Source organism: Comamonas sp. Y33R10-2, assembly GCF_019355935.1.
Taxonomy (GTDB): domain Bacteria; phylum Pseudomonadota; class Gammaproteobacteria; order Burkholderiales; family Burkholderiaceae_C; genus Comamonas.
In genome coordinates this window covers 1,353,910-1,373,937 of record NZ_CP079925.1, presented here as the reverse complement: position 1 = coordinate 1,373,937, position 20,028 = coordinate 1,353,910, and the positions used below count along the sequence as shown (strand labels likewise).

At 57.1% G+C, this 20,028-nt stretch carries 21 protein-coding genes; 13 read left to right on the top strand and 8 right to left on the bottom strand.

Going from position 1 to position 20,028, the window contains the following annotated elements:
- Positions 1-10: 10 nt before the first annotated feature.
- Positions 11-784 carry a sulfurtransferase gene (locus KUF54_RS06250; protein WP_219345787.1) on the top strand — a complete coding sequence of 258 codons (774 nt, stop codon included), beginning with the start codon at positions 11-13 and terminating at the stop codon, positions 782-784.
- 171 nt (positions 785-955) lie between these two features.
- Here the strand turns inward: KUF54_RS06250 and KUF54_RS06245 are convergent, their stop codons facing one another.
- The 3 genes from KUF54_RS06245 to KUF54_RS06235 form a co-directional block, all read right to left on the bottom strand.
- Positions 956-1,510, bottom strand: coding sequence for a flavodoxin family protein (locus tag KUF54_RS06245; RefSeq protein WP_219345786.1), 555 nt, complete (start codon positions 1,508-1,510; stop codon positions 956-958).
- Positions 1,511-1,680: 170 nt separating this feature from the next.
- Complete coding sequence (locus KUF54_RS06240; RefSeq protein ID WP_219345785.1) at positions 1,681-2,088, bottom strand: DoxX family protein; 408 nt, start codon at positions 2,086-2,088, stop codon at positions 1,681-1,683.
- 67 nt (positions 2,089-2,155) lie between these two features.
- Entirely contained in the window at positions 2,156-2,857 is a 702-nt protein-coding gene (locus KUF54_RS06235) for a pirin family protein (protein WP_219345784.1), read from the bottom strand.
- Positions 2,858-3,004: 147 nt separating this feature from the next.
- Between KUF54_RS06235 and KUF54_RS06230 the strand changes: the two genes are divergently transcribed.
- The 4 genes from KUF54_RS06230 (at position 3,005) to trmB (ending at position 7,158) form a co-directional block, all read left to right on the top strand.
- Complete coding sequence (locus tag KUF54_RS06230) at positions 3,005-3,943, top strand: LysR substrate-binding domain-containing protein (protein WP_219345783.1); 939 nt, start codon at positions 3,005-3,007, stop codon at positions 3,941-3,943.
- Between the two features lie 134 nt (positions 3,944-4,077).
- Positions 4,078-5,241, top strand: coding sequence for an NAD(P)/FAD-dependent oxidoreductase (locus KUF54_RS06225; protein WP_219345782.1), 1,164 nt, complete (start codon positions 4,078-4,080; stop codon positions 5,239-5,241).
- Between the two features lie 55 nt (positions 5,242-5,296).
- Positions 5,297-6,382 (top strand): tRNA glutamyl-Q(34) synthetase GluQRS, encoded by a 1,086-nt coding sequence (gene gluQRS, locus KUF54_RS06220; protein ID WP_219345781.1) that lies wholly within the window; start codon positions 5,297-5,299, stop codon positions 6,380-6,382.
- Positions 6,383-6,411: 29 nt separating this feature from the next.
- Positions 6,412-7,158, top strand: a complete 747-nt coding sequence (gene trmB, locus KUF54_RS06215) for a tRNA (guanosine(46)-N7)-methyltransferase TrmB (RefSeq protein ID WP_219346292.1) — start codon at positions 6,412-6,414, stop codon at positions 7,156-7,158.
- A 101-nt stretch (positions 7,159-7,259) separates the two neighbouring features.
- Here the strand turns inward: trmB and KUF54_RS06210 are convergent, their stop codons facing one another.
- The 3 genes from KUF54_RS06210 to alaS all read right to left on the bottom strand — a co-directional run bounded on the left by KUF54_RS06210 (position 7,260) and on the right by alaS (position 12,462).
- Positions 7,260-8,504, bottom strand: a complete 1,245-nt coding sequence (locus KUF54_RS06210) for a GGDEF domain-containing protein (protein ID WP_219345780.1) — start codon at positions 8,502-8,504, stop codon at positions 7,260-7,262.
- A 20-nt stretch (positions 8,505-8,524) separates the two neighbouring features.
- Positions 8,525-9,676, bottom strand: coding sequence for an ABC transporter substrate-binding protein (locus KUF54_RS06205; RefSeq protein ID WP_219345779.1), 1,152 nt, complete (start codon positions 9,674-9,676; stop codon positions 8,525-8,527).
- A gap of 161 nt (positions 9,677-9,837) precedes the next feature.
- On the bottom strand, positions 9,838-12,462 hold the full coding sequence (alaS, locus tag KUF54_RS06200; protein ID WP_219345778.1) for an alanine--tRNA ligase: 2,625 nt from the start codon (positions 12,460-12,462) through the stop codon (positions 9,838-9,840).
- A 211-nt stretch (positions 12,463-12,673) separates the two neighbouring features.
- Between alaS and KUF54_RS06195 the strand changes: the two genes are divergently transcribed.
- Complete coding sequence (locus KUF54_RS06195) at positions 12,674-12,967, top strand: hypothetical protein (protein ID WP_219345777.1); 294 nt, start codon at positions 12,674-12,676, stop codon at positions 12,965-12,967.
- Positions 12,968-13,018: 51 nt separating this feature from the next.
- On the opposite strand, the gene smpB is transcribed toward KUF54_RS06195, so the two are convergent.
- Positions 13,019-13,492, bottom strand: a complete 474-nt coding sequence (gene smpB, locus KUF54_RS06190; RefSeq protein ID WP_219345776.1) for an SsrA-binding protein SmpB — start codon at positions 13,490-13,492, stop codon at positions 13,019-13,021.
- A gap of 158 nt (positions 13,493-13,650) precedes the next feature.
- Between smpB and KUF54_RS06185 the strand changes: the two genes are divergently transcribed.
- Positions 13,651-14,103, top strand: coding sequence for a type II toxin-antitoxin system RatA family toxin (locus KUF54_RS06185; protein WP_219346291.1), 453 nt, complete (start codon positions 13,651-13,653; stop codon positions 14,101-14,103).
- Positions 14,096-14,458 (top strand): RnfH family protein, encoded by a 363-nt coding sequence (locus KUF54_RS06180; RefSeq protein ID WP_219345775.1) that lies wholly within the window; start codon positions 14,096-14,098, stop codon positions 14,456-14,458. Before KUF54_RS06185 ends, KUF54_RS06180 begins: the two co-directional genes overlap by 8 nt.
- A gap of 62 nt (positions 14,459-14,520) precedes the next feature.
- Here KUF54_RS06180 and KUF54_RS06175 read toward each other — a convergent pair whose 3' ends face one another.
- Positions 14,521-15,045, bottom strand: coding sequence for a DUF4124 domain-containing protein (locus KUF54_RS06175; protein WP_219345774.1), 525 nt, complete (start codon positions 15,043-15,045; stop codon positions 14,521-14,523).
- Positions 15,046-15,143: 98 nt separating this feature from the next.
- Here KUF54_RS06175 and guaB point away from each other — a divergent pair, with 98 nt between their 5' ends.
- The 5 genes from guaB (at position 15,144) to guaA (ending at position 19,835) form a co-directional block, all read left to right on the top strand.
- Positions 15,144-16,619: an IMP dehydrogenase gene (guaB, locus tag KUF54_RS06170; RefSeq protein WP_219345773.1), complete on the top strand. Its 1,476-nt coding sequence runs from the start codon at positions 15,144-15,146 to the stop codon at positions 16,617-16,619.
- A 76-nt stretch (positions 16,620-16,695) separates the two neighbouring features.
- The gene (locus KUF54_RS06165; protein WP_219345772.1) at positions 16,696-17,148 is read left to right on the top strand and encodes a DIP1984 family protein; all 453 of its coding nucleotides are present in this window, start codon (positions 16,696-16,698) and stop codon (positions 17,146-17,148) included.
- Positions 17,149-17,485: 337 nt separating this feature from the next.
- Complete coding sequence (locus tag KUF54_RS06160) at positions 17,486-17,746, top strand: type II toxin-antitoxin system Phd/YefM family antitoxin (protein WP_219345771.1); 261 nt, start codon at positions 17,486-17,488, stop codon at positions 17,744-17,746.
- Entirely contained in the window at positions 17,743-18,183 is a 441-nt protein-coding gene (locus KUF54_RS06155) for a type II toxin-antitoxin system VapC family toxin (RefSeq protein WP_219345770.1), read from the top strand. The genes KUF54_RS06160 and KUF54_RS06155 overlap by 4 nt, the downstream gene beginning before the upstream one ends.
- 35 nt (positions 18,184-18,218) lie before the next feature.
- Positions 18,219-19,835 (top strand): glutamine-hydrolyzing GMP synthase, encoded by a 1,617-nt coding sequence (gene guaA, locus KUF54_RS06150; RefSeq protein ID WP_219345769.1) that lies wholly within the window; start codon positions 18,219-18,221, stop codon positions 19,833-19,835.
- Positions 19,836-20,028: the final 193 nt, after the last annotated feature.

Below are 20,028 nucleotides of genomic sequence, written 5' to 3'. Positions count from 1 at the left end.
GGATACCGACGTGGCCGACATACTCAACATCTCCTGCTACAAATTCACGCCCTTGCCTGACGCAGCCCAGTTGCGCCAGACGCTGGCTGAGCGTGCAACCGCTTTAGACCTTAAAGGCACGATACTGCTGGCCGAAGAAGGCATTAACTTCTTTTTAGCGGGTCCTGCTGCCGCCGTACACAGCTTTGTCGCTGCACTCAAGCAAGACCAACGCTTTGCAGACCTTGCACCAAAGGAAAGCTGGTCCGAGACCGTGCCGTTTCGCAAAATGCTGGTCAAGGTCAAGAATGAAATCATTCGCATGGACCACCCCACCATTCGCCCCGCCAATGGCCGCGCGCCCTCTGTCGCGCCGGCCACGCTGCGCCGCTGGCTCGAGCAAGGTCACGACGATGATGGCCGCGAAGTGGTGACGCTGGACACCCGCAACGACTACGAAGTCGACGAAGGCGCATTTACTGGCACAGTGGACTGGCGCCTGACCAAGTTCACGGAATTTCCGCCCGCCTTGCGCGAGCACAAAGCCCAGTTTGAAGGCAAGACCGTGGTTAGCTACTGCACGGGCGGCATTCGCTGCGAAAAAGCCGCCATCCTGATGCGCGACGAAGGCCTTGAAAATGTCTACCAATTGGAAGGCGGTATTCTCAAATATTTTGAGGAAACCGATGGCAAGTTCTACGACGGCGGCTGCTTTGTCTTTGATGGCCGTGACTCCCTGAGCACCGACCTTGCCAAAGCCGAGTTGATTCACCCACGCCCTATCAAAAAACACTTGATGGAATAAGCAACACCTCAGCGCAGATGTCGCCGCGCTTTCGCACTTGATTTCATCCAGCGCCAGCTATCAAAAACAAAGCAGCCTGTCACTACTCAGACTTGGGGTTATGGACTTTTAATCCTGAAACCCAATTCTGACTAGGACTGGCTGCTTTGATTTAAAGAGCGCTAATGCAGCTTATTTAGCCCAACGTGCAGCAGCCTTGGCCACGCGCTCACCAAACTGGCGTGCGGTTTCTAGATCGCCTGCTGCCATTTCACCGGCAGAGGCATCCGAAGGCGATTGCGCCATGGCGCCGCTAAAGCTGCCCATCCAGTTCACATCATTGCGCTGCGCGGCCTTGGTGTTCGAGGGCAACAAACCCAAGCCCACCCACACGCCGCCATGCTGCATGGACAGGTGATAGAAGTAATCCAGCGTCACCTGCTTGTCGCCTTGCACGCTGGCGCTATTGGTAAAGCCGGCGAACATCTTGTCCTTCCAAGCCTGTGCAAACCAAGCTTTAGAAGACGCATCCGCAAATTTTTTGAACTGCCAGCTGGGTGCCCCCATATAAGTTGGCGAGCCAAACACGATGGCATCCGCTGCGGCCAATTGATCCCAAGCAGCTTCTGGCACATTGCCGTCTGCATCAATGGCTAGCAGCTGCGCGCCTGCACCTTGCGCAACCGACTGCGCCATGCGCTGGGTATGACCGTAGCCCGAGTGATAAACCACAACGATATTGCTCATGCTTAGCTTCTTTCTACATTTTTACGAGCAGCGCCAAACTATGGCTAGCTCTACAATTTTCGACCCATTAAAGCCCACCGAATTTTGGACCCGGCGGGCTTTTTTTTGCAGCGCAGTAGCTTATCAAATTGATAGCTGCTTACGCCCTATTTGCCTAGACTTACGGCTATTTAGAACTTGCGTCCATCCACACTCCAAGCGCCTGCGCCGTGAGCGGCATAACCGAGCAAACCACCCACCACAGCAATGTTCTTCCAGAACAGCAACTGCTGCATCATGGCCGCATCAGCAGGCGCACCCCAGAAGTTATGAAAGAAGAAGCTCGCCACCAGCGTGAAGAAGCCCAAAATCAAAGCCGCCCAGCGTGTCTGCCAGCCCAACAAAATGGCCAAGCCACCCACAATTTCAATCACCAGCCCCAAGCCCACCGCAATTTCTGGCATGGGCATCCCCGCCGATGCGGCATAGCCCGCAGAGCCTGCAAAGCCACTGATTTTTTGAATGCCCGCAGGCACAAATAACAGGGCAATCAGAATGCGGCCGACGAGGTCCAATGGATTTTTCAATTGATTCAACATTTTTAACTCCCATCATTGCGACCTGAGGCCGCATTAATTCATTTCAGACTCTTTGAGAAGCAAGCTCTCAAGGCTCCAAATCAAACACCAAAACTTCCGCAGCCTGAGCATTGCTAAGGCTCAGGCGCTCCTCATTTTCAATAAATGCCGCATCGCCGCTTGTCAGCTTATGCCCATTCACATCGAGTTCACCACGAATCAGGTGCACATAGGTCTTACGACCTGCAGGCAAAACCATGTCAGCAGACTCCGCGCCATCAAACAAACCGGCATATAAGCGCGCATCGGCATTCATAGGGACAGAGCCTTCGGCACCATCTTGAGAAGCCACTAAACACAGGCGACCGCGCTTATCAGCGTCGCTAAACGCCTTTTGCGCATAGCCGGGCTCTACACCGTTGCGTGCTGGCAGCAGCCAGATTTGCAAAAAATGCGTGGTCTGGTCTTTGGCGTAGTTTTGTTCGCTATGCATCACGCCCGAGCCTGCGCTCATACGCTGCACTTCACCGGGGAAGATCGGCTTTTCATTGCCCATGCTGTCTTTGTGCGAGAGCGCACCATCGAGCACATAGCTGATGATCTCCATATCGCGGTGACCGTGAGCACCAAAGCCTGTGCCTGCTGCAATTCGGTCTTCGTTAATCACGCGCAGGTTGCCAAAGCCCATAAACCGTGGGTCGTGATAGCCGGCAAACGAAAAGCTGTGATAGGACTTGAGCCAGCCATGGTCGGCGTAGCCGCGTTCCTGAGATGTGCGCAAAGTCATCATGGTGTGATCCTTTCGTTGAACTGTTTCTGGTTCAGTTGATACTGTTTCTCAATGCCTCTACTTTAGAAGTTGCCACCGGCGCTGTGGCTCAAGCCTGTTGATGGCATCATTCAAACTCTTTGAACTCTTACCATTTCAACCCGCCCCATGCCCAGCTCCCGCGATGTGCTCACCCCCGACAGTCTGGCGATGCTGCAAGCTATTGCTGAAGCTGGCAGCTTTGCCGCCGCCGCCCGCTCACTGGGCTTGGTGCCCAGCGCCCTCACCTACCGAGTGCGGCAAATCGAAGATGCGCTAGATGTGCTGCTGTTTGACCGCAGCTCGCGCCACGCGCAGGCAACGCAGGCCGGTCAAGCCCTACTGCGCGAAGGCGCGCGTCTACTCCAAGAGATTGATGCCGTAGCCCACCGTGTCAAGCGCGTTGCCACCGGCTGGGAGCCACAGCTGACCATCGTGATTGACGGTGCTGTCGCCCGCACACCTATTTTCGAACTGGTTGAGGCCTTCTACGCCACGAAACCACCGACCAGCCTGAAGCTCAAAGACGCCATTCTCAATGGCACGCTCGAGGTGCTTACCAGCGGTCAGGCCGATTTAGCCATTGGCGTTGCGGTCAACACCAGCAATGTCTCAGAGCTGCAAACTCGTGAGTTGGGTGAGATGGAATTTGTCTTTGCCATGGCGCCGCACCACCCACTAGCTAAGCTCGATGAACCACTACCCGATGACGTTTTGCTACAGCACCGCATGATTGCCGTGGCCGATTCAGGTGTGCGCAGCAACACCAGTTACGGCCTTGTCAACGGCCAAGATGTGCTGACGGTGGACAGCATGCACGCCAAGCTCGAGGCTCAGGTGCGTGGTATTGGCGCAGGCTTTTTACCCCTTGGCATGGTGCAAACCTATCTGGATGCAGGCCTGTTAGTGACGCGCCAAGTGCAGCGCGCCAGCCGCAATCTGCGCCTGCATTACGCGTGGCAGGGCGCAGCCCATCGCACGCCCGGGCGCGCACTGCAATGGTGGCTGGAGCAGTTGGAAAGCGCGACTACGCGCAAAGCGCTTATGGAAAACCATCATCGCCAATAAGTGCGCACTTGCGCTCAGCCTGCCCTTGTCGATGTAGAGTCAATTGCGCTGCAACAATTGAGCACAAGCAGCACTTGCTATCTTTAAGCTAGCTGGCTACTCTAGAAGTCAAACGGTTTCGAAAAGGCTTTTACATGAACGCTTCCCGAACTCCAACTTCCACAGCGGCCCAAAAGCCGAAATCCAAGCCCAAACTCGCGCCCCAGCCCGAGTCCAAAGCGTATCCGGTAATTCAGCCAAAAACCCCAGCCAAACGCATTGCCGTTATCGGCGCAGGGATTGCTGGCTTGGCCTGTGCCCGCACGCTGCTACAAGCCGGGCACGAAGTTCATGTCTATGAACGCTTAACGCAGGCCGGTGGCCGCATGCGCTCCGTCAGCGGCCCTTACGGCAGCTTTGACATTGGCGCCCAGTACTTCACCGTGCGTGACCCGCGTTTTCAGCAGGTACTAGACAGCACGCCCGGCAATCTGCGCGCATGGAGCCTCAACAGCATACAAACGCGCAACGCACAGGGACGCCGCATCGACAAGCTTGTGCCTATTCGCGAAACCCACTGGGTTGGCGTGCCCGATATGCAAGCCATGCCACTGGCATGGGCCACACCACTATGGGAGGCCGGCAAGCTGCATCTAGGCCAGTCCGTCAGAGCCATCAACCACCACATTGCCAGCGGCAAGGACCAAAGCCAGCACCAATGGTCTTTGATGCTTGATACCGAAGACCATGGCCCGCAAATTGCCGATGGTTTTGATTGTGTGGTCATGGCTGTGCCCTCCCCGCTCGCCTTGCAGCTGCTGCAAACGGCCCCGCAGGGTGCGGCGCTGGCTAAATCACTCGCCACCGTTGAAATGGCGCCCTGCTGGGCCATGACACTGTCCTACCCCATGGCAGCTCAGGCCGGCCTGAGCACATTGGGCCCGCAGTGGAATGCAGCGCGCAGCACCCACGAACGTATCTCTTGGGTGGCCCGCGAATCCTCCAAGCCCGGCCGTGCGCAGACCGAGCGCTGGACGATTCACGCTAATCCGCTGTGGTCTAACGAGCACCGCCATGACGATGCCACGCGCGTGCTGACTAAGCTGCAAAAAGCGTTTGGCGAGGTCACAGGCATTCGCGTTGCTCCCCGCCACGCCAGTGTTTACCTGTGGCAAAACGCCCAGACATTGGCACCGCTAGGCCAAACCTTTGCCTACGACCCTTCAACAGGCTTGGGGCTGTGCGGCGACTGGTGTACAGGCTCTCGCGTGGAAGACGCTTTTATCTCTGGCTTAGATATGGCGCTGGCGCTGGTCTAAAACTCGCTTGAAACCCGCTTAAACCCTGCATGAGGGGCGTAAGATTGCGTCCCTCATGACTGCGGCCATCGCCCCCACCCCTCCCTTTCAAAAAGCGACCTGTTCAGGGCGCTATATCGGCAGATTTGCGCCATCCCCCACAGGGCCGCTGCACGCGGGATCTCTGGTCGCGGCGCTGGCCAGCTGGCTCGATGCCCGCGCTCACGGCGGCAGTTGGCTGATCCGCATTGAAGACATAGACCCGCCGCGCTGCCAAGTCGGAGCCGATGAGGAAATTTTGCGCCAGCTCGCAGCCTGCGGTTTGCTCTCTGATGCGTCCGTGGTCTGGCAATCGCAGCGCCATGCGCTTTATGAGCAAGCATTGCAGCAGCTGCAGAGCCTGCAACCCCGCCCACTCACCTACCCCTGCGGCTGCACCCGCAAAGACATTGAAGCCGCGTGGCAAGCACAGGGCCTGGCGCATGAACGTCATATAGAGCGCCCCTACCCCGGCACCTGCCGCCACGGCCTGCATGGCAAACCGGCCAGAGCTTGGCGCTTTTCGCTAGAGCAGCAAGTGGCAGATTTACAGAGAAAACAACCTCTAGTCCAATCAAATAATAGACTTGAAGCTATACAAACAATAGCAATTGATAAACAGCGTCATGAGTGGCAGCTAGATCCCCATGCCCCAGTGCTGCACTGGGTGGACCGCCGCCTCGGCCCGCAGCAGCAAAATGTGCAGACTCACGCGGGCGACTTTGTGCTGCGCCGCGCCGATGGGCTTTGGGCCTATCAACTTGCCGTGGTGGTGGATGATGCCGCGCAAGGCATTACCGATATCGTGCGCGGTGCAGACCTCACCGACAACACGCCGCGCCAGTTGCTGCTGCAGCATGCGCTGGGCCTGCCCCAGCCCCGATATATGCACACACCACTGGTGCGCATGGAGAACGGCGAAAAACTCTCCAAACAACATGGCGCGCCAGCGGTGGATGTCAGCCGCCCACTGCGCGCTTTAAGCGAAGCAGCCCTGCAACTAGGTCTGCCACAAGCCCCCCACAGCGCCAGCTCTATCAACGAAAGCCCCGCAAGCGCCTTGCCTTTGGCGCTGGCCTTCTGGGTCAATTGCTGGCGTCAAACCTACAATGTTGCCCCGTGACTTCATCTATTCCAACCCCCTCCTCCGATATGGCCGAAAACGCGCCCGCCGCTGACGCATCTGCAGCACCAGCAGCCAATGACCAAGGCCAAGCGCCTGAAGGCGTGGCCTACCCCAAGGTCATCAAAAGCTTTGTGCGCCGCGCTGGTCGTACCACTACAGGCCAAGCCAAGGCTTTTGAAGACTTGGGCCCGCGCTTTTTGCTGCAATACCAAACAACCCCTCTGGACGCCGCAGCTGCATATGGCCGCGGTGGCAAGCTGATTCTCGAAATCGGCTTTGGCATGGGTGAAGCCACAGCCCATATCGCCCGCGTGCGCCCTGACGACAACTTCCTGTGCTGCGAAGTGCACGAACCCGGCGTGGGCGCGCTGCTCAAGCGCATTGGCGAGCAAGAGATCTCCAACATTCGCATCCTTCAACACGATGCGGTGGAAGTCATCGACAACATGCTGCCCGAAGCATCGATTGACGGCGTGCACATCTTCTTCCCCGACCCTTGGCACAAGAAAAAGCACAACAAGCGCCGCCTGATTCAGAGCCCGCTCATTGCCAAGCTGGCTGCCCGTATCAAGCCCGGTGGCTACATCCACTGTGCAACCGACTGGGAGCCCTATGCCGTGCAAATTCTGGAAGTACTGAGCGCTGAGGCCACGCTGCAGAACACGGCCGAGGCTTATGCTGAAAAGCCCGACTACCGCCCTCTGACCAAGTTTGAAAACCGCGGCATTCGTTTGGGCCACGGCGTTTGGGACTTGGTGTTTAAGAAAAAGTAAGCTCTTACAGTTAGCTACTAAGCAGAAGATCGCTCCTGCTACTTGAATGGTTCAAGTTGCCGGAGCTTTTTTTTGAGCGCTGAAAGCTAACAGCTGACTGCCTAAAGCGCCATGCGCGCGCAGTTACGTCCGTCAGCCTTGGCCTGATACACCATGCTATCAGCGCGTTGCAGCAAGTTCGTCATGTTTTCGCCGTCGCGCAGCTGGGCAATCCCAAAGCTTGCTGTCACTTCTACCACTTGGCCGTGGACCAGCACTGGCGTGCTGCGCAGCAAGTCAGCCACCCTCCCCACAATCTCCAGCGCATCGTGGGCTGCAGTCTCTGGCATCACCAGCAAAAACTCTTCCCCCCCATAACGCGCCACCCAATCGACTTGGCTGCGCAAGCTGCTTTGCAAGCGCGACGCCACTTCGCGCAGCACCATATCGCCCATCCCGTGCCCATGCTCGTCATTGATTCGCTTGAAGTGGTCGACATCCACAAACGCTACGGACAACGGTCTGCGGTAACGCTGGCTGCGCTCTAACTCGGAAGGTAGGCGCTCATCCAAAGCGCGCCGGTTAAAGCAACCCGTCAACGCATCCATCAGCGACAGGCGCTTGACCTCGTCCACCAGCTCCTCCAGTTTTTGCGTGCGGTCGGCCACCAGCTGATCCAAGTTATCGATATAGCGGCGCAAATCGCTTTGCAGCTGTTGAAAGCCTTGAATAACCAAATCAATCTCATCAGGCTTGCCACGCTGTGGACGGTTCAGCCGCAGCGGCGTAGCCAGTTGGTTGGGTTTCAGACCCGCCGCAAACCGCGCAATCTGAGACAAGGGCTGGCGCAGCTCGCGGCGCATCACCCATGCGACCATCACGCAAATGAGCAGCGTGAACAGCGCATAACCCAAAGCCACCCGCATCGTAGACTGCACCATCAAGCTGATGAAGTACTGTGGGTTGGCCCAGATTTCTAGCACCCCCAACGGCTTCTCCTGCCCGTCTGGCGGCAGGATTGGCACCGAAACAGTAGCGGGCACATCCGCCATATCCCGGCCAGCCATGAATTTTTCGCCCGTTGCGTACACCTTCACATGAACGTGAGCCACCTCCGGCAGCGCCGCCATCCAAGCCACTTGATCGCGCACGGTATAGCGATCAATGTCCCACAGGCCCACCGACAGCGTACGCATGCTGTTATCAGCCAAGCGCCCCATGGAACGCTCAAAATTTTTCTGCTCTAGACGAAACTCCACCCAAGCATGCAGACTGCCAAGCAACAACAAACACGCCAGTGACAGCAAGACGATGCGCTGAATTAGCAGCGTGGAGATGGAGCGAAAACGAGAGGATTTGGCAAGCATATTGACACCACGGCCGCGCTTTAGCGCAGCAAGCGACCTATGTCGAAATCGTATTTTTTGATGCGCGGGTTATGAGCTTTGCTAAAAGCTTTGAAGTCCATGCGTTGCTGCATATGCATAAAGCGAGCCTCAAACGCGGGGATGTTGCGCTCATCAAGCAGCATGAACATGGGGTACTCCTGCTCAAGCCCTTCTGCCGCAAAATCGATGCCTTTGGCGTAGTCGTGCAGCATGACCAATGACCAAGCCCCAGCCATAAAGTGCCCTCCTGCCAACGCCGTCAACTCTCCACGCAGACGAGCATTCAAAGCCTCTTGCGAGGTATTGACGCCGCTAAATAAAGCGTCTTTTCCCGGCTCACCGCCCTGTTGTCGCCAGGCTTCCATCGCGCCAAACGCCATCTGATCGCTGCCAGCCCACACCAAGCGCACATTGGGGTAGCGCTGATAAAGCACCTTGGCTTGCTCTTGCGCCCGGTCACGGCGCCAGTCGGCATACACCTCTTGGGTGAAAGCCACATCTGTGGCCTCTTGCACCGCACGGCGCATGCCTTGGTTACGCTGCGTCGATGCAGTGGTTGAACGGTCCCCAGCGATTGCCATGAAATACAGCTTGCCATCGGCTGCACGCAATTGCGGCAAAGTGCGCGCTTTCTCAATCAAGGCTTTGGCGGTCAAATACCCAGCATCTTCGGCGCGAGGCTCCAGACTACCGAGCCAAAACGGGTAACGCTCGCGTGGGCGCCCAGTCTGCTGCCGTACATCGCCTTTGATGCCGCTAAATGCCATGAACACTTGAATCCCCGCACCTTCTAAAGAGCGCAGTAGCTCTGGCGCTGTGCTGTAGTCATTGGTTAGCACCACATACTGAGGTCTTCGCTCTTTGGGCCTTCGCACGATCTGCTTGGTAATTTCCATAGGCATCAGGCGATTACGCTCGGCGTAGATCACCTCCAAATCCATGTTCAAACTACGTGCGGACTGCTCCATGACCTGCGAGGCTGCGAGCCAAAAAGCTTCATTACTCTTACCTGGATTAATGAACACCACGCTTTGCGCGTGCGCACCTATAGCACAGGCCAGCAGCGTTAGTGTGGCTACCCACTGAACCCATCGACGAGGTTGAGCACAGAGCGCAAAAATACGCAGAGATATAGGAAATTTGAGTGTCATTCACCCTCCGCTGAGGCGGTATGCAGCTGAAATCAATGGTTCATTTGGTTACAAAGTAGGCAAGTATCGCATTTTCTGCCCCAAAAAAAGCCCGCACAAGGCGGGCTTATCAAGGATGAGAGGGCTAAGTATCAGCTTAGTCCCCGCTCTTTACCTGCGGTTTACAAACGCTCAGTCACCCAAGCTTGCACGCTGGCCAGTGCTGCGGACACAGCCGCTGCATCGGTACCACCGGCCATGGCCATATCAGGCTTGCCGCCGCCCTTGCCGCCCACTTGCTGGGCCACAAAGTTCACCAGCTCACCGGCCTTGACCTTGGCAGTTTCAGCCTTGGTTACGCCTGCTGCCAATTGCACCTTGTCGCCATCCACAGCGGCCAGCACGATGACAGCTGCGCCCAGCTTGTCTTTGAGTTTGTCCATTGTGTCGCGCAGGGTCTTGGCGTCAGCGCCTTCCAGCTTGGCAGCCAGCACCTTCACGCCATTGATTTCTACAGCGGTTGTGGCCAGTTCGTCGCCCTGGTTAGAAGCGAGCTTGCCCTTGAGTGCAGCGATTTCTTTTTCCAATGCCTTGATCTGATCCAGAGCGCCGCCAATGCGATTGTTCAGCTCAGCAGTTGGCGCCTTGAAAGCAGCAGCTGCTTGGTCTACGGTGGATTCCAGCGACTGCAGATAGGCCAGCGCGTTGATGCCGGTGATGGCTTCAATACGGCGCACGCCAGCAGCCACGCCCGATTCACCCACCACCTTGAACAGGCCAATGTCGCCCGTGCGGTGCACGTGGGTGCCACCGCAGAGTTCACGGCTGGTGCCGATGTCCAGCACGCGCACGGTCTCGCCGTACTTTTCGCCAAACAGCATCATGGCGCCGGTCTGCTGGGCGGATTCGATGTCCATCACGCGGGCGTCGGTGGCGGTGTTGGCCAGCACTTCAGCGTTCACGCGGGCTTCGATCTCCAAGATCTGCTCTGTGGTGACGGGATTGTTGTGCGCAAAGTCAAAGCGGGTGCGGTCAGCGTTGACCAGCGAGCCCTTTTGCTGCACATGGCTGCCCAGCACTTCGCGCAGGGCCTTGTGCATGATGTGGGTGACCGAGTGGTTACGCATGACAGCAGCGCGCACAGCAGTATCCACTTGCGCCTCAACCGCATCGCCCACCTTCAGGCTGCCGGATTCGAGCTGGCCGTGGTGACCAAACACATCGGCCTTGATCTTGAGCGTGTCTTCCACCACAAATCGCACAGCGCCAGCAGCAATCACGCCCTGATCACCCACCTGGCCGCCGGACTCGGCGTAGAAAGGCGTGGTATCCAGCACGACTACGCCGTTTTGGCCAGCCTTCAGTTCTGAAATCGAGACACCATCAGCATACAGTGCTACGATTTTTGCAGCTTCAGCCAGCTTTTCGTAGCCTACGAAAGTGTTGGTATCGCCCGTGTATTCCAGTGCGCGGTCCATCTTGAACTTGCCTGCTGCGCGGGCCGTTTCCTTTTGGTGCTGCATGGCGGCTTTAAAGCCAGCCTCGTCCACGCTCACGCCACGCTCACGCGCCACGTCGTTCGACAAGTCCAGCGGGAAGCCATAGGTGTCGTGCAGCTTGAAGGCCACATCGCCGGGCAGCACCTTGACGTCACCCGCCAGTGCGCTGTCCAGAATTTCCATGCCGTTGGCCAGCGTTTCGAAGAAGCGCTCTTCTTCGGCCTTGAGCACGCTGGTGATGTGCGCCTCTTGCTCACGCAGCTTGGGGTAGGCATCGCCCATTTGCACGACCAGATCTGCCACCATCTTGTGGAAGAACGGTGTCTTTTGGCCCAGCTTGTAGCCGTGGCGAATGGCGCGGCGAATGATGCGGCGCTGCACGTAACCACGACCTTCGTTGGAAGGAATCACGCCATCAGCCACCAAGAAGGAGGTGGCGCGAATGTGGTCGGCAATCACCTTGAGCGATGGAGTGCTCAAGTCTTCAATATGCGTTTCGCGGCCAGCGGCCTTGATCAGCGCCTGGAACAGGTCGATTTCGTAGTTGCTGTGCACGTGCTGCAAGATGGCAGCCAGACGCTCCAGACCCATGCCGGTGTCCACGCAAGGTGCCGGCAGCTTCACCACGGAGCCGTCTTCCTTCATGTCGAACTGCATGAACACGTGGTTCCAGATCTCAATGAAGCGGTCACCGTCTTCATCGGGGCTGCCGGGAGGGCCGCCAGCAATGTGCGCGCCGTGGTCGTAGAAGATTTCCGAGCAAGGACCGCATGGGCCCGTGTCAGCCATCATCCAGAAATTGTCGCTCTTGTACTTGCCGCCCTTGTTGTCGGCAATGCGGATGATGCGCTCGGCAGGCAGGCCGATGACGTTGAGCCAGATGTCATAGGCTTCGTCGTCTTCGTAGTAGACGGTGGCCAGCAGCTTTTCAGCGGGCAGGCCGAAAACCTTGGTCAACAGCTCCCAGCCCCATTCGATCGACTCCTTCTTGAAGTAATCGCCGAAAGACCAGTTGCCCAGCATTTCAAAGAAAGTGTGGTGACGCGCGGTGTAGCCCACGTTCTCCAGATCGTTGTGCTTGCCGCCAGCGCGCAGGCAAGCCTGAACCGAGGTGGCACGGTTATAAGGGCGCTTGTCCGAGCCCAAAAACACGTCCTTGAACTGCACCATGCCGGAGTTGGTGAACATCAGCGTCGGGTCATTGCCGGGAACCAGCGAGCTGGAGGCGACAACGGCATGGCCCTTGGAAGCGTAAAAGTCCAGGAACGTCTTGCGGATGTCCGCTACGGAAAAAGTGGGTGTGCTCATGGTGTTTGGTATGAAGACGCCTGCGTGACGCCTGCGATCAGTACAGCCCGATGCAACTTCTTCAAAAAGCTGCACACAAAGGCAAATCAGCCGAACATTATAGGTTTGCGACTACAGGCCCGCGCAGCGCTGCGCTGTTTAGGGTCTGATGAGCTTTTCATGATCTGCATTAAGGTGGTCCAAACCGGCTTGAGCATAATCAAGCCCTGATATGAGCGACACAACTAAAACCGAAGCCGGCAAGCCAGCCGCCCCCGTCAAAAACCGCATCGTGGTTTGGATGATTGCCCTGCCTGTCGTCATCTTTGGAGCGCTGATGCTTATCGGTCAGTTCATGGATGACCCGCAGAGCAAGCAGCGCTGGACGGAGAACGAAACCATCAAAATTTGCTGGAAGCAGATGGCCAAACCCGAGGCGGATCGCAAGACGCAGGAGTTCAAGTCAGCACAAGACTGCGAGCGCCTTGAGTTCGACTTCAAGACGCGCTACGGCGAGAACCCTTAATCGAAAAATATCAGCGCCCTACCGTGTTCAGTTCAACGGCGCTGATTGTCATCAACGGTTGCGGCCCTTCATGGCCCGCTCAACCTCGCGCTTGCCTTCGCGGTCCTTGATCACATCGCGCTTGTCGTGCTCTGCCTTGCCCTTGGCAAGCGCAATGTCGCACTTCACATACCCATTCGTCCAATGCAGGTTGATGGGCACTAGCGTGTAGCCTTTTTGCTCAACCTTGATGGTCAAGCGCTCAATGTCAGCCTTCTTGAGCAGCAGCTTTTTAATGCGCGCATTGTCTGGGTTGACGTGGGTCGACGCCGTTTTGAGCGGGTTGATCTGGCAGCCCAGCAGGTACATTTCGCCCTCTTTGATGAGGACGTACCCGTCAGTAAGCTGCACTTTTCCTTCACGCAAAGCCTTCACTTCCCAGCCGTGCAGGACTACCCCGGCCTCGTGACGCTCCTCGAAGAAATAGTTGAACGCTGCTTTTTTATTGTCGGCAATGCGCGACGATGTTTCTGGTTTCTTGGCCATGGAATATTAGTTGTAGGCAAACTGGAGATAAAAGCTCTCCCTACAATACGTGATTGCGTCTCGCCTCTGAGCGGTGATTTTAGTTTCGCATGACGACACTAGAGAACTTGGTCGGCTCCAAAGCCCTTCTCTTGCGTCATGCTGATCATTTTTTGTTCATGAAAAACGTCAACAAGTCCGTCCTGATCTGGTACAGCCCCGAAGAAATGTTTGCCCTCGTGACGGACGTGGCCCACTATGCCGATTTTCTGCCATGGTGTGATCACGCCAAGGTGCTAGAGCAAGACTCTCTCGGCATGACAGCCGAGGTCGGTATCTCGTTTAGCGGGCTGCGCAAATCTTTTGTGACGCGCAACACCAACAGTACCATGGACGACGGCGGCAAACAGGTTGCGATGCGATTGGTCAAAGGCCCGTTCTCCCGTTTAGAAGGCCAATGGCGCTTTCACCCCGTGGGCGACGGCTCTCAGCGCGCTTGCAAGGTGGAGCTGCAACTCGATTACGGCTTTGACAACGGCGCGGTGGGCGCCATTATCGGCCCCGTATTTGATCGCATCGCTGGCTCTATGGTCGACGCCTTCATCAAGCGCGCCGAGCAGGTCTATGGCTGAGCTCAAAACGCTGTTGCAAATAACCGTTTGCACCTCGCCCAAGGCGGGCGTCACCCATGAAGCCTTGCTTGAACTGCCTTGTGGCAGCACCGTAGCGCAGGCTTTGACGCAAGCGGCCAAACTGTTGCAGTTGGAGCTGGAGTTGGGAACTGAGCAACTCACCCCCTCCATGATCGGCATCTGGGGCAAAACAGCGCGTGGTGAGCAACTGCTTAAAAACGGGGACCGCCTAGAAATCTACCGACCTCTGACGGTGGATCCTAAGGTGGCACGCCGTGAGCGCTTTGCGCGCCAAGGCGCACGCAGCAGCGGACTTTTCAAACGCCAAAGGCCTGGGGCCAAGGCGGGATATTGACTATCAGCTATCAAAAAAGAAGCGCCTTTAAAAGGCGCTTCTTGCATTAGATCTATCGCAGCTTACTGCGCAGCCTCTGGCATCGGCCCGCACTCGGACGCAATCGCCGCGTCAGCACGCTTGACCTCCGCATCACGTCCAGCCTCATCCATAAAGCCTCGCTCGCCATTGGCATTAACCGTTGAGAGCATGCGGCCTGAGCTCAAAGTCGCCTTGGCCTGCTTGGCACGGTTGCAGTTTTCTTGACGAGAAGCTTCTTTTTTCATCTTCTCAGCTTGAGCCTTGGCCGCTTCTTGCTCTTCTTGCTTGCGCTTTTGCTCTTCAAGGCCCTTGTCTACGCCTTTATCGGCCGCAGGCTTGGCAGCAGGCGCTTGAGTGGTTGCTGGCGCGGTTTCCGAAGTAGCTGCGGCTCTAGAAAAAGTAGGGGCACCAGGGCTGCGCAGCACATTTTTGGAGGGGATCTCGGCAGGCGGAGCCCTGTCACTAAACACTTTTCGCCCCTGAGCATCAATCCATTGCCATTGGGCCATTGCAGAAACCGAGCAGCAGGTGATGGCGGCAAACAGAGCAAACTTAATGGTATTCATGGGGTCAATATGTCTTGGGCAGCGGTTAGGGGTTCTGAACCACGAGCCTGCATTGTGCGGCAAGTCGCAGCTACAATCTTTCTTTTGGAGCCTTCACAATGCGCCTTCTCGGAAAAGCACTGACCTTCGACGACGTTCTGCTCGTCCCAGCCTACTCCGAAGTCCTGCCCAAGGACGTTACTCTCTCCACCCAATTCACTCGCAATATTCGCTTGAACCTGCCCCTGGTGTCTGCCGCCATGGATACGGTGACAGAAGCGCGCTTGGCCATTGCCATTGCGCAAGAAGGCGGTATTGGCGTGATCCACAAGAACATGACAGCTGCTGAGCAAGCCGCTGAAGTGTCCAAGGTCAAGCGCCACGAATCTGGTGTGGTACACGACCCCGTGGTCATTACCCCCGAGCACACTGTGCTGCAAGTATTGCAGCTGTCCGAAGAACGCGGTATCTCGGGCTTTCCCGTGTGTGACGGCGGCAAGGTCATCGGCATTGTGACCAGCCGCGACGTGCGCTTTGAAACGCGCTACGACGTCAAGGTCAGCCAGATCATGACTCCCCGCGAGAAGCTGATTACCGTCAACGAAAAAGACGGCACCACTCCTGCGCAAGCCAAAGCCCTGCTCAACAAGCACAAGCTTGAACGTATTTTGGTGGTGAACGACGCCTTTGAACTCAAGGGCCTGATCACCGTCAAGGACATCAACAAGCAAACCACCTTCCCCAACGCTGCACGTGATGCCGCTGGCCGCCTGCGCGTGGCCGCCGCTGTTGGCGTGGGTGCTGGCACAGAAGAGCGCGTGGAACTGCTGGCCAAGGCCGGCGTGGACGCGATTGTGGTGGACACCGCTCACGGCCACAGCAAGGGCGTGATCGACCGCGTGCGCTGGGTCAAGCAAAACTACCCGCAAATAGACGTGATCGGCGGCAACATTGCTACCGGCGCTGCAGCTCTGGCCCTGGTTGAGGCAGGTGCTGATGCGGTTAAGGTCGGTATCGGCCCAGGCTCCATCTGCACAACTCGTATCGTCGCTGGTGTGGGCGTGCCCCAAATTATGGCGATTGACGGCGTGGCCAAGGCCTTGAAAGGCACAGGCGTGCCTTTGATCGGCGACGGCGGCATCCGTTACTCCGGCGACATTGCCAAGGCACTGGCCGCTGGCGCATCCACCATCATGATGGGCGGCATGTTCGCGGGTACTGAAGAAGCTCCCGGCGAAGTCATTCTGTATCAAGGCCGCTCGTACAAGAGCTACCGCGGCATGGGCTCGATTGGCGCCATGCAGCAAGGCTCTGCCGACCGCTACTTCCAAGAGTCGAGCACGGGCAACCCCAATGCTGACAAGCTGGTTCCTGAAGGCATTGAAGGCCGAGTGCCTTACAAGGGCTCCATGGTTTCCATCGTGTACCAAATGGCCGGCGGCGTGCGCGCCTCCATGGGCTACTGCGGTTGCGCCACAATTGCCGAGATGGGCGAGAAGGCCGAATTTGTGGAAATCACCTCCGCCGGCATCCGCGAATCTCACGTGCATGACGTGCAGATCACCAAAGAAGCGCCTAACTATCGCGCTGACTAAGCAAGGTCTCACAGACCCATAGGTCACAAGCGGGGTTGGCATGGCTAACCCCGCTTTTTCTTTTTCAGGAGCCTCTATGAAACTTGCCGAAGCCCTGATGCTACGCGCTGATCTGAAGAAAAAGCTGGCCTCGCTGCGCGAGCGCATTGCGCGCAACGCCATGCTTCAAGACGGCGAAACGCCCCGCGAATCTGTTGACGACCTACTGGCGGCAGCCATGTCCACTTTGCAAGAGCAGCAAGTACTGGTGCGCAGCATCAACGCCACCAATGCCACCGCCAAATTGGCAGATGGCCGCTTGCTGGCAGACCTGCTATCGCAGCGTGACATGCTGATTGATCAGCATTCCTTGCTGACCAATACCATTGCTGCCACCCACAAAGACGTGGACCGCTACAGCCAGCGTGAAATCAAATGGGTGCCGCAGATTAATGTGTCCAGTTTGCAAAAGCAGGCCGATGACTTGTCGCGCAAAATTCGCGAGGTCAACGTGACCGTGCAAGCGACCAACTGGCAAATCGACATCTGACGACTGTGCATTGACATTCAGTTTTGGAGCGTCGCGGGCGAGTGCAAAGACCTCGGTGAGACCAAGAGGTTGAAAACAAGTTGGTCTCTATGTAAAGCGTAAAGGGCAGCGCCGGTGCTAAAACCACCTAACCTATTCGCCCATTACCCTGAACAGCGTACCCTTGATTCATCACACAGCACTACCTTGCACTGACGCGGCGCTCCTCCCAATAGTCTCCCATCAGAGACTCCAAGGCCAATCCCCACACGCATCTAACCAGAATTAAAAACTCTGACCAGAATGTTAAAATCAAGTCTGATTTCAACTTCAAACTCTGCTGCCTGCATCCAACCTCATGCAATCTGTCGGTATTTACGAAGCAAAAACGCGGTTCTCAGCCCTGATCGAGTTGGTCGAGCAAGGTGAAGAAGTGCGCATCACGCGCCACGGCAAAGAAGTCGTGCGCATGCTGCCCGTGCGCCGCAAGCCCGTCATCACCGACGAACAGATTGCCCGAGAGTTAGAGCAAATATCGGCTCTACAGCAGACAGTCAAAGGGCTAAAAGCTACTGATTCAGTAGCAAATCTGCGGCATACCGGTCGGAGCCAAGCATGAGTGCCAGCGCCTTCGTTTTGGATACCTCTGTGACCGCTGCTTGGCTGCTGCCCGATGAGGCTAGCGAGCATACGCAACGCCTTTACGCCCGCATTCGCCGCGACGAGGTGGATCCTCATGCCCCCAATGTCTGGCAGTGGGAATGCAGCAACTTGATCGCCTCTGGCGTTAATAGCTCTCGCATCCCGCAAGCCTCCGTCGAAGGAATGTGGGGCGTGCTTGAGGCTATTCGCCACCGCGTAGAGTTGCACGACCTCGCGCCCGCACAACACAAAGCCGTATTAGATGTGGCACTGCTGACCGCCCTGCCCACCTACGATGCTGCTTATTTGTGGCTGGCGCAATCTTTGCGCCTGCCCTTGGCCACATTCGATGCAGCCCAGATCGCTGCCGCCCACAAAAGTGGCGTGCAAATACTGGCTGCCGAAGACTTCTAACCCTCTCTTTTGCCACCCTCTTGCCCTTGAACACCATGCAACACGACAAGATTCTTATTTTGGATTTCGGCTCCCAAGTCACCCAGCTGATCGCCCGCCGCGTGCGCGAAGCCAATGTGTACTGCGAAGTACACCCCTGTGATGTGAGCAGCGACTGGGTGCGCGAATTCGCCGCCGACGGCAAGCTCAAGGGCATCATCCTGTCCGGCAGCCACGCCTCTGTCTACGAAGTGGACGACCGCGCACCAGACGCCGTGTTCGAGCTGGACCTGCCCGTACTGGGCATTTGTTACGGTATGCAGACCATGGCCACACAACTGGGCGGCAAGGTTGAAGGCTCCAACACCCGCGAATTTGGCTACGCCGAAGTGCGCGCCCATGGCCACACCAAACTGCTCAAGGGCATTGAAGACTTCGTGACCTCTGAAGGCCACGGCATGCTCAAAGTCTGGATGAGCCACGGCGACAAGGTCACCGAGCTGCCACCGGGCTTCAAGGTCATGGCCTCCACGCCGAGCTGCCCTATCGCCGGCATGGCCGACGAAGCCCGCCGCTACTACGCCGTGCAGTTCCACCCCGAAGTCACGCACACCGTGCAAGGCCAAGCGCTGCTCAACCGCTTTGTGCTGGACATCTGCGGCACCAATGCAGACTGGATCATGGGCGACTACATCGAAGAAGCCGTGGCCAAAATCCGCGAGCAAGTCGGTGACGAAGAAGTGATTCTGGGCCTGTCCGGCGGCGTGGATTCGTCCGTCGCGGCAGCGCTGATTCACCGCGCCATTGGTGACCAGCTGACCTGCGTGTTCGTGGACCACGGCCTGCTGCGCTTGAACGAAGGCGACGCGGTCATGGAGATGTTTGAAGGCAAGCTCAACGCCAAGGTCATTCGCGTCGATGCCGCTGACCTGTTCCTGGGCAAGCTGGCTGGCGTGTCCGAGCCCGAAGCCAAGCGCAAGATCATCGGAGGCCTATTCGTCGATGTATTCAAAGCCGAAGCCGCCAAGTTGAAGGCTTCCAACGCAGGCTCCAAGGGCGCGACATTCTTGGCTCAAGGCACGATTTACCCCGACGTGATCGAGTCTGGCGGTGCCAAGTCCAAGAAGGCTGTCACCATCAAGAGCCACCACAACGTGGGCGGCTTGCCAGAGCAATTGGGTCTGAAGCTGCTGGAGCCCCTGCGCGACCTGTTCAAGGACGAAGTGCGCGAGCTGGGTGTGGCCCTGGGCTTGCCCCGCGGCATGGTATACCGCCACCCCTTCCCCGGCCCAGGTCTGGGCGTGCGCATCTTGGGTGAAGTGAAGAAGGAATACGCCGATCTGCTACGCCGCGCCGACGCCATCTTCATCGAAGAGCTGAACAACTGGATCGACGAAGCAACTGGCAAGAGCTGGTACGACCTGACCAGCCAGGCCTTCACTGTGTTCTTGCCCGTCAAGAGCGTGGGCGTGATGGGCGACGGCCGTACCTACGACTACGTCGTGGCCCTGCGCGCTGTGGTGACCAGCGACTTCATGACCGCCGACTGGGCCGAGCTGCCTTACGGCCTGCTGAAAAAGGCCTCCGGCCGCATCATCAACGAAGTGCGCGGCATTAACCGCGTGACCTACGATGTAAGCACCAAGCCACCAGCGACCATCGAGTGGGAATAAATTTAAGTCATTTCACACAGTCTCATTTCACCTCATAAATATGAAATAGACTTTGTTTTTCAATGACTTAGACTCGCCACATCATCTCATGATGTAGCACTACCTCCCGGTCAAACAGTCGGTACAGATGACGGTATAGTTACGGCGACAGCGAAACGCCATGGCTATACCGTCATTTTGCATTGACGGTATC

Coding starts and splice junctions, on each gene's coding strand:
- KUF54_RS06245 (WP_219345786.1), bottom strand. CDS start 1,510: ATGAGCAATATCGTTGTGGTTTATCACTCGGGCTACGGTCATACCCAG.
- KUF54_RS06240 (WP_219345785.1), bottom strand. CDS start 2,088: ATGTTGAATCAATTGAAAAATCCATTGGACCTCGTCGGCCGCATTCTG.
- KUF54_RS06235 (WP_219345784.1), bottom strand. CDS start 2,857: ATGATGACTTTGCGCACATCTCAGGAACGCGGCTACGCCGACCATGGC.
- KUF54_RS06230 (WP_219345783.1), top strand. CDS start 3,005: ATGCCCAGCTCCCGCGATGTGCTCACCCCCGACAGTCTGGCGATGCTG.
- KUF54_RS06225 (WP_219345782.1), top strand. CDS start 4,078: ATGAACGCTTCCCGAACTCCAACTTCCACAGCGGCCCAAAAGCCGAAA.
- gluQRS (WP_219345781.1), top strand. CDS start 5,297: ATGACTGCGGCCATCGCCCCCACCCCTCCCTTTCAAAAAGCGACCTGT.
- trmB (WP_219346292.1), top strand. CDS start 6,412: ATGGCCGAAAACGCGCCCGCCGCTGACGCATCTGCAGCACCAGCAGCC.
- KUF54_RS06210 (WP_219345780.1), bottom strand. CDS start 8,504: ATGCTTGCCAAATCCTCTCGTTTTCGCTCCATCTCCACGCTGCTAATT.
- KUF54_RS06205 (WP_219345779.1), bottom strand. CDS start 9,676: ATGACACTCAAATTTCCTATATCTCTGCGTATTTTTGCGCTCTGTGCT.
- alaS (WP_219345778.1), bottom strand. CDS start 12,462: ATGAGCACACCCACTTTTTCCGTAGCGGACATCCGCAAGACGTTCCTG.
- KUF54_RS06195 (WP_219345777.1), top strand. CDS start 12,674: ATGAGCGACACAACTAAAACCGAAGCCGGCAAGCCAGCCGCCCCCGTC.
- smpB (WP_219345776.1), bottom strand. CDS start 13,492: ATGGCCAAGAAACCAGAAACATCGTCGCGCATTGCCGACAATAAAAAA.
- KUF54_RS06185 (WP_219346291.1), top strand. CDS start 13,651: ATGAAAAACGTCAACAAGTCCGTCCTGATCTGGTACAGCCCCGAAGAA.
- KUF54_RS06180 (WP_219345775.1), top strand. CDS start 14,096: ATGGCTGAGCTCAAAACGCTGTTGCAAATAACCGTTTGCACCTCGCCC.
- KUF54_RS06175 (WP_219345774.1), bottom strand. CDS start 15,045: ATGAATACCATTAAGTTTGCTCTGTTTGCCGCCATCACCTGCTGCTCG.
- guaB (WP_219345773.1), top strand. CDS start 15,144: ATGCGCCTTCTCGGAAAAGCACTGACCTTCGACGACGTTCTGCTCGTC.
- KUF54_RS06165 (WP_219345772.1), top strand. CDS start 16,696: ATGAAACTTGCCGAAGCCCTGATGCTACGCGCTGATCTGAAGAAAAAG.
- KUF54_RS06160 (WP_219345771.1), top strand. CDS start 17,486: ATGCAATCTGTCGGTATTTACGAAGCAAAAACGCGGTTCTCAGCCCTG.
- KUF54_RS06155 (WP_219345770.1), top strand. CDS start 17,743: ATGAGTGCCAGCGCCTTCGTTTTGGATACCTCTGTGACCGCTGCTTGG.
- guaA (WP_219345769.1), top strand. CDS start 18,219: ATGCAACACGACAAGATTCTTATTTTGGATTTCGGCTCCCAAGTCACC.